Below are 7867 nucleotides of genomic sequence, written 5' to 3' on the forward strand. Positions count from 1 at the left end.
GAAATAGGATGAGGATCTCCAATTCCAAGATTATAGAATTCGTATACGTCGGCCATATACTTATCAAATTTATCCACCTTGTTTACCACAAGCACCACAGGCTTATGTGAACGGCGCAGCATATCCGCCACCTTGGCGTCCGCATCCACAAGCCCCTGCTTAACATCCACAAGAAAGATGATCACATCTGCCGTATCGATGGCAATCTGGGCCTGCTCGCGCATCTGGGAGAGAATCACATCCTTGCTCTCCGGCTCGATTCCGCCTGTGTCAATCAGGGTAAACGTCTTATCCAGCCAGGAAATATCCGCATAAATCCGGTCTCTGGTGATGCCGGGCGTATCCTTCACAATCGATATATTGCTGCCTGCCAGAGCGTTAAACAGCGTAGACTTTCCCACATTGGGCCTTCCTACCACTGCAACTATGGGCTTGCGCCTTTTCTTCGCCATTTCTTTTCTCCTCTTTTAACCGTCAATCATGATTGCATCCAAAAAATCATATCCGCTTGATTTTACAATATTAACGGGAACTTGTAAAGCCTTTTCCAAATCTGAGACATGCAGATCGTCCAGAAATACATCTTCGCCGCTTCGCAGCACATTCTGGGGAAGCAAAAGCCGCTCCCCCAGCTTACGCCCCACAAGCTGATCCCTGATATCCTGTCCCGTGAGCAGCCCGGACACGGTGATCCGTTCTCCGAAAAAATGATTTGTGATGGGATAAAGATGAATTTTATAATTGGGAAAAGCCTCCATTACCTCCTTTACCATCCGGTCAATGTAAGGATAGGCCAAAAGCCCTGTGGCCATGGATAATTCTAAGGCAGGCCCGCCAGAACGCTTTTTAGACCGTTCCCCGCTCTTCCTGCGCTGATCGAGAGCCTCTCTAAATTCATTCAAAAGCAGGCGCACCATGCCTACTCCATTTTCCAGCTGCAGATAGCCGTCATATCGTTCTTCCTCCGGCAGCTCCTCCCCCGCCAGTATATACCACTCGTCGCTTGCATGGATAAAATGAATCCCAAACTTCTCATAGCAAAGCTTCTGATAATGATGAATCATTTCAAGAACCTTACAGGCATCCTCTTTTTCAAAGGGCTCCAACGGGTAAAGCCCCTCCCGGTATTTTGATAATCCCACCGGCACAACGGAGACACTCTCCAAATTAGGAATATACTCCATAAGCCTCCTTATGCTGTAGTCCAGCTCCTGCCCGTCATTGATGCCTTTACACAGCACAATCTGCCCATTCATACGGATTCCGGCCTGATTTAAAACATCCACCTTCTTCAGAGCCTCCCCCGCAAACCGGTTATTCAGCATACTGCACCGAAGCTTAGGATTCATGGTATGAAAGGATATATTGATGGGAGACAGGTGGTATCTGCAGATTCTGTCAATATCATGATCGGACATATTTGTGAGCGTCACATAATTCCCCTGCAGAAAAGAAAGGCGGGAATCATCATCCTTGAAATACAACGTCTCCCGCATCCCTTTGGGCATCTGGTCAATAAAACAGAAAATACATTTGTTGCGGCAGTGGCGGTATTCATCCATAAGCCCATTTTCAAATATAATTCCCAGATCCTCCTCAAAATCCTTATATATCTCTAAAATCAGCTGCTCTCCGTCCCGCTTTTCCAGCAAAACTTCAAGATAGTCGTTCTGGGTCATAAATTGATAATCAAAAATGTCCTCTATTTCCGTATCGTCAATGGCAAGAATTCTATCCCCAGGCTCTATTTCCAGCTCCTGGGCTATGCTTCCCGGCGCCACCGATTTTACCAAATGTCCCTTTTTTTGCATGCCGCTCCTTTCCAAGAAACCTTTTCTTTAAAACCCTTTCAGAGAAAAAGACGGTTCTTTGAGAACCGTCCCCTCACTGCGCTTCTTGCATTTTTCTTCTCGCATCAATATACTGTGACAGTATCCTCACGCTCTCTTCGATTCCCAGTCTGCTGCTGTTAATGGAAAGATCATAATTTCTGGAATCTCCCCACTTTATCCTGCAGTGACTGTTGTGATACTTCTTGCGCTTTCTGTCCTTCTCCAGAATCAGCTCCTCCGCATCCTTTCTCGACTTTTGATACAGCCTCATAATCCGTTCAATCTTGGTCTCCATGTCACCCAGCACAAAAATGGATATCAAGCCTGGATTTCCCTTAAGGATCGTCTCAGAACAGCGCCCCACTATCACAAAAGATTCCCCTGAATCTGCTTTTTTCCGCAGATAATCAAACTGCAGCTGTGCCACATTCTGCTCCGGAGAATTATTCATTCCCCTCACAGTCCGGGACAAAAGTTTTTTTCGTCCTGCTTCGTCAAACTCCTTCAGGACATCCCCGTCAAGGTTATTATGTCCTGCAAGCTCATCCAGCAGATTGTGGTCATACAGCGGCAGCTCATACTGATCAGCAAGCTTCTGGGCAATTTCATGCCCACCGCTTCCGAATTCACGTCCAATGGAAATAATCAGCTGTCCCTTCATCCTGTTCCCTCCTTCTTGATTCTGCCTGCATCTCCAATTGATAAATACCGTAAATTTATAAATATCTCCAGTAAATCATCAGCATGGAAATAGCTACTACCATAATGGTAGCCGGCGCCATCACCTTACAATATTTGCCCCATTTGATGATATGCCCGCTTTTAGCTGCCGTGGCAATTCCCACTACATTGGCGGAAGCTCCAATAGGCGTGGCACTTCCCCCTACATCGGTTCCCATGGCAAGAGCCCACGCCAGAACGGACAGATCCACTCCCTGGGCTGCCGCAAGACTGTTGATAATGGGAATCATGGTGGCGGCAAATGGAATATTGTCGATGAAAGCGCTGGCGACAGCCGAAAGCCACAGGATAATAGCCACAATCAGCATAACATTCCCATTGCTGATATTTCCGATAAAAGCAGCCATAAGCTGCAGAATGCCCGTCTGCTCCAATCCTCCTACCACAACAAACAATCCGATGAAGAACAAAAGCGTCTTATAGTCAACCCGCTTCAGCAGTGTGGGAGCCTGCTTTCCGGAGGAGATCAGCGTCACTGCGCCGATGAATACTCCGATACAGGAAACTGTAAGCCCTGTCTGGGCATGGGTGACCAGCAGTACAACCGCACACAGAAAAATAATGCAGCTCATAACAAAACCCTTTTTGCTGGTAATCGCCTCCTCCGGCTTCATCAGGGAAATCCCTGCCTCCCCGCCGGCTGCGGCCTGCGCTTTAAGCTGTTTGTGAAATACCAGATAAAAATAAAGAATTACTGCAATCAGGGACACACCCGCAATCAATCCAGTATTGGTGATAAAGTCTGAAAAGGAATATCCCAGAGAGGTTCCTATGATAATATTGGGCGGGTCTCCGCACATAGTTGCAGAACCGCCCAGATTCGCGCAGAAAATTTCTGACAGGATCATGGGAACCGGGTTAAATTTCAGCATCTGGGACAGCTCTACGGTCACTGCCGCCAAAAAAAGAATCACGGTGATACTGTCAATAAACATAGCCAGAAATCCTGACAGGATCATAAAAGTGAGAAATATGGGAATCACCTGATATTTTACCGCCTTTGCAATCCGCATGCAGAGCCAGCGGAAAAATCCCACATGGGCCATTCCCTCCACCATAATCATCATTCCCGCCACAAAAACAATAGTTTCCCAGTTGATGCCGCTTGACGCCTCCCCCGACTGTCCGGCCGTATACCAAAACTGGGGTGTAAAGATGCTTCCCACATTCAGGGTTTCCACAATGGCAGACATACTGTGCATCCCAAATCCGAACACCAGAACCAGTGTCAGCAAAGCACAGCCCAATGTGATAACATGCCTTTCCCAAATCTCTGTGATAATAAGAATGAACATGGCAAGAAAAATAAGAATCGCCAAAACCTGTGCAGCCATTTCCTATGCCTCCTCCTGCTCTTTTTTAGGTATTTTTCATAACGATGGTTTCCACCGAATCCGCAACATGCTCGCATGCATCTGCACAGCTCTCCATACAATGGTAGATTTCCCGCCATGCAACAATCTCAAGCACATCCGTGTTCAAGTCCCGGACCCGCAATGCCGACTCCAGATATATGGCGTCGCACTCCTCTTCCGCATGATTCAGCTCCACAATCATGGAATGAAGTTTCTCCGGCTTTTTAAAGTTTTCCAGCTCGGAAAGCATATCCTTCATCAAACGGCAGCATCCCGCTATCTTCTTTGCAAATAGAATCCCGTCCCGGGTAGCGGACTGTATCTGATTCACGTAAAATCTCTGCAAAATCTCTTCTATTACATCGCAGACCTCGTCGATATTCTGACTCAGCTCCGCCAGATCCTCCCGGTCAATGGGGGTCACAAACGCCTTTGCCAGCGCCGCGCTCATTTCGTGCTTTTTCTGATCCGCAGCGTGTTCAATCTCGTGCATCTTCCCCAGCATATCTTTTATCCGGTCCGGCCGGTAGGTGGTAAGGCATTCTACAAGGTAATCCGCCGCCTTACAGCAGTAGTCCGCTGCCTCCTTAAAATTTTCATAGTAAAAGCGATCTGCTTTGCTTGCCATATCTGTGTTTCCTTTCTTTTTCAGTATGTATCCGCCGATTCTGATTTTCTCAGAACACCGCCATAAAAATTTTGGCCATAATAAATCCAATCAGGCCGCATCCCGGAAAAGTGAGCACCCAGGTGAGCACCATTTCCTTTACCACAGAAAAATTGATGGCAGAAATGCGCTTTACCGCCCCTACTCCCATGATAGCTGTGGTCTTTGCATGCGTAGTGGACACCGGTATGCCGAAAACGGAGCTGAACAACAGGCTTAGGGAGGCAGCGATGTCTGCCGAGAACCCCTGATATTTTTCCAGCTTTACCATATCCATTCCCACGGATTTTATGATTTTTTTACCGCCGATGGAAGTGCCAAGCCCCATGACCACAGAACACAAAAGCATAAGCCACACAGGCATTTCCACCGCCTCAGAGGTGCTTTGCCCGTTGGCCAAAAGCAGGCTCAGCAGAATCACCCCCATAAATTTCTGTCCGTCCTGAGCTCCGTGCATGAAGCTCATGGATGCTGCGCCGAATATCTGAGCCGCTTGAAAAATCTTCTCCGTCTTTACCCGGTTTGCCCGGCGGAACAAAAAAACAATAAACCTGCACACAAGCCACCCCAGTCCAAACCCAAGAACCACGGAAATGACCAGGCCGTAAACTACCTTGATCCACTCAGATCCGTTTACGCCCTCAAGGCTTCCGTGAAGCGCAATGGCTCCCCCTGTAAGACCTGCGATCAGCGCATGGCTTTCGCTGGTGGGAATGCCAAAAAACCAGGCAAGGGTAGCCCAGACTACAATGGCAAACAGCGCCGCGCTTAATGCTACAATGGCCTGATGGGAGTCCGAGCCAAAATCCACCATTTTGGTTATGGTCTCCGCCACCGTTGCATTCACCATACTCATAATAAAAACACCAAGAAAATTAAAGACCGCCGCCATGATGATTGCTGCCCGCACAGGCATGCATCTGGTGACAACACAGGTTGCAATGGCATTGGGTGCGTCCGTCCAGCCGTTGACCAGAATCACTCCCAGCGTTAAAACCACTGCAAGAAGCAGCAGCGGATTTCCCATCAGCTGCGCCCAGAAATGTTCAAATGATAAATCCACCTTTATCCTCCTGCGGCCTCAAAAGAAACGGGAATCCGTTTGTTCCCGGTTGGCCGTTATCATCATTATATCATCTGGCGTAAAAAGAAACAACAAAATATGTAAAAGAATTGTAAAGGAAACGTAAAGAACCGTAAGGACACCCCTGGAAGCCGTCTCTCAAATTATTCCTTGACGCGCCCCGGGCATAATGATATAAATGAATTGTCAGCGACGTTTGTTGTTCTTATCTATATAGAGATTACCTACAGGAGGAAGCATATGCCTAATTTACGCGAGCTTGAGAATGCCATGCCCGTGGCTCCGCTGAAAATTGCCGCGCTCTCTTCCGCAGAGCGGATGGGACGCCGGATTAATGATTATCTGGTGGAATTCAGGAAAAGCATACATAATGAAAAAGTAAAAAGTGATCCTGCCTTTCACGGTTACAGTGAATCAAATTACCTCGTAAATCTACAGGTTCCCCGTTTCGGCAGCGGAGAGGCAAAGGCCGTTTTTGGAGAAAGCATCCGGGGAAAAGATTTATTTCTTTTGGTGGATGTGTGCAATCACAGTATCACCTACACGATCAATGGCTACACCAATCATATGTCTCCCGATGACCATTACCAGGATTTGAAGCGCGTAATCGCCGCCTGCAATGGCAAGGCCAAGCGTATCAATGTGATTATGCCCTTCCTCTACGAGGGCAGGCAGCACAAGAGAAGCGGACGGGAATCCCTGGATTGTGCTTACGCTTTGGAGGAGCTTCGGGATATGGGAGTGAGTAATTTTATCACCTTCGACGCCCACGATCCCAGAGTGCAGAACGCCACGCCCTTAAACGGCTTTGACAATTTTACGCCGCCTTATCAATTCATTAAGGCACTCTTAAATTCAGAGGATGATCTGCTGGTGGATAAGGAGCACCTGATCGTCATCAGTCCCGACGAAGGGGCCTTGGACCGGGCCATCTATTTTTCCAGTGTGCTGGGCGTAGACACCGGTATGTTTTATAAAAGACGCGACTATTCCACCATCGTCAATGGCAAAAACCCTATTGTGGCCCATGAATTTCTGGGAGACAACATCGACGGAAAGGATATCATTATTATTGACGATATGATTTCCTCAGGTGGCAGTATGCTGGACACCGCAAAGCAGTTAAAGCGTATGAATGCCCGCCGGGTATTTATCTGCTGCACCTTCGGTTTATTCACCGACGGCCTGGATGCTTTTGATAAAGCCTATGAACAGGGCTATTTTGACAAGGTGGTGACCACGGACCTTACCTATCTTCCTCCTGAGCTTTATTCCAGGCCCTATTTTATCGAGGCGGATATGAGTAAATTTATCGCCTCCCTCATCGATTTTATGAATCACGATGTCTCTCTCTCCAATGCGCTTGCCACAACCGAGAAGATACACGGTATTCTGGAGGCATACAATAACCGCACCAATATAGAGTATCTGACCCACGACTAAATTGAGGAAACGGCACAGCCATCTAAGGCTGCGCCGTTTCCCTTTATATCTTTCCTATGATTCAACTTTCGTTTCAAACTTTGCGGCTAATCCAGATAGTTTCCTACCGGAGAAGTGTTATACTGCTTTTTTATCTCAAGGATAATAGAGCCGTCAGCCTGTGTTTCCTCTGAAAGAATCTTATACTGTGTCTTGTTCCTGTTAAGCTGCTCCTTGTATTTTCTCACCTCTTCGTTGACAAGCCTCACAGCATAGTCATGTCCGGCGTCTTCCTTCAACAGGAAATGTAATGTTTGCGTAATGCACGCTGCTTTTACTCTTTTCATCTTCTACCTTCCTTTTGTTTTTAACGATCTTATAATTTAATTATAATCGAAAAAAATCCTTTTTGTAAGTAAAATTTGCTATTTTATTGTGCATTTCGTCACATTTACTACTTTTACATCCGTTTTATATTGTTCAATATGCCTATTTCAAGTTTCTTGCAGGGTGCCCACATACTCCGGGAATTCTATGACTACCTTGAAGAGATCTCCGTCCAGGTAAATTGTAAATTCTCCTCCCTGAAGCTGTACCAGGCTTTTTGCAATGGACAGCCCCAATCCGCTGCCCTCTTCACTTCTGGATTCATCTCCTCTGATGAAGCGCTCCGTCAGCTCTTCCGGACTGATGTTCATTCTGCTCTCAGAAATGTTTTTAATGGCCGTGCAGACCCTGCCGTTTTCCACAGTCAAATCCAGATAAA

The 7867-nt window shown here is 47.0% G+C and carries 9 protein-coding genes; 1 reads left to right on the forward strand and 8 read right to left on the reverse strand.

Annotated features, from left to right (window positions below; translation table 11 throughout):
- From AC1WIP_RS08050 to AC1WIP_RS08075, 6 genes are all read right to left on the reverse strand, one after another.
- The coding region (locus AC1WIP_RS08050) for a GTPase (protein WP_481141363.1) at positions 1-452 on the reverse strand (452 nt) is incomplete at its 3' end.
- 15 nt (positions 453-467) lie between these two features.
- Positions 468-1811 carry a DUF512 domain-containing protein gene (locus AC1WIP_RS08055; RefSeq protein WP_481141364.1) on the reverse strand — a complete coding sequence of 448 codons (1344 nt, stop codon included), beginning with the start codon at positions 1809-1811 and terminating at the stop codon, positions 468-470.
- 73 nt (positions 1812-1884) lie between these two features.
- Positions 1885-2493: a cytidylate kinase-like family protein gene (locus AC1WIP_RS08060; protein ID WP_481141365.1), complete on the reverse strand. Its 609-nt coding sequence runs from the start codon at positions 2491-2493 to the stop codon at positions 1885-1887.
- A 55-nt stretch (positions 2494-2548) separates the two neighbouring features.
- Positions 2549-3907 carry an ArsB/NhaD family transporter gene (locus tag AC1WIP_RS08065; protein ID WP_481141366.1) on the reverse strand — a complete coding sequence of 453 codons (1359 nt, stop codon included), beginning with the start codon at positions 3905-3907 and terminating at the stop codon, positions 2549-2551.
- 25 nt (positions 3908-3932) lie between these two features.
- The gene (locus tag AC1WIP_RS08070) at positions 3933-4556 is read right to left on the reverse strand and encodes a DUF47 domain-containing protein (protein WP_318704163.1); all 624 of its coding nucleotides are present in this window, start codon (positions 4554-4556) and stop codon (positions 3933-3935) included.
- Between the two features lie 49 nt (positions 4557-4605).
- Positions 4606-5658 carry an inorganic phosphate transporter gene (locus AC1WIP_RS08075; RefSeq protein ID WP_481141367.1) on the reverse strand — a complete coding sequence of 351 codons (1053 nt, stop codon included), beginning with the start codon at positions 5656-5658 and terminating at the stop codon, positions 4606-4608.
- 261 nt (positions 5659-5919) lie between these two features.
- Here AC1WIP_RS08075 and AC1WIP_RS08080 point away from each other — a divergent pair, with 261 nt between their 5' ends.
- A complete protein-coding gene (locus AC1WIP_RS08080; RefSeq protein ID WP_481141368.1) occupies positions 5920-7122 on the forward strand; it encodes a ribose-phosphate pyrophosphokinase in 1203 nt (400 codons plus the stop codon).
- A gap of 86 nt (positions 7123-7208) precedes the next feature.
- On the opposite strand, the gene AC1WIP_RS08085 is transcribed toward AC1WIP_RS08080, so the two are convergent.
- Both AC1WIP_RS08085 and AC1WIP_RS08090 read right to left on the reverse strand, forming a co-directional pair.
- Positions 7209-7448: a hypothetical protein gene (locus tag AC1WIP_RS08085; RefSeq protein WP_481141369.1), complete on the reverse strand. Its 240-nt coding sequence runs from the start codon at positions 7446-7448 to the stop codon at positions 7209-7211.
- 147 nt (positions 7449-7595) lie between these two features.
- Positions 7596-7867, reverse strand: a 272-nt coding sequence (locus AC1WIP_RS08090) for an ATP-binding protein (protein WP_481141370.1), incomplete at its 5' end; no start/stop codon positions are given.

The sequence above is a fragment of the Acetatifactor sp. genome (genome assembly GCF_982438285.1).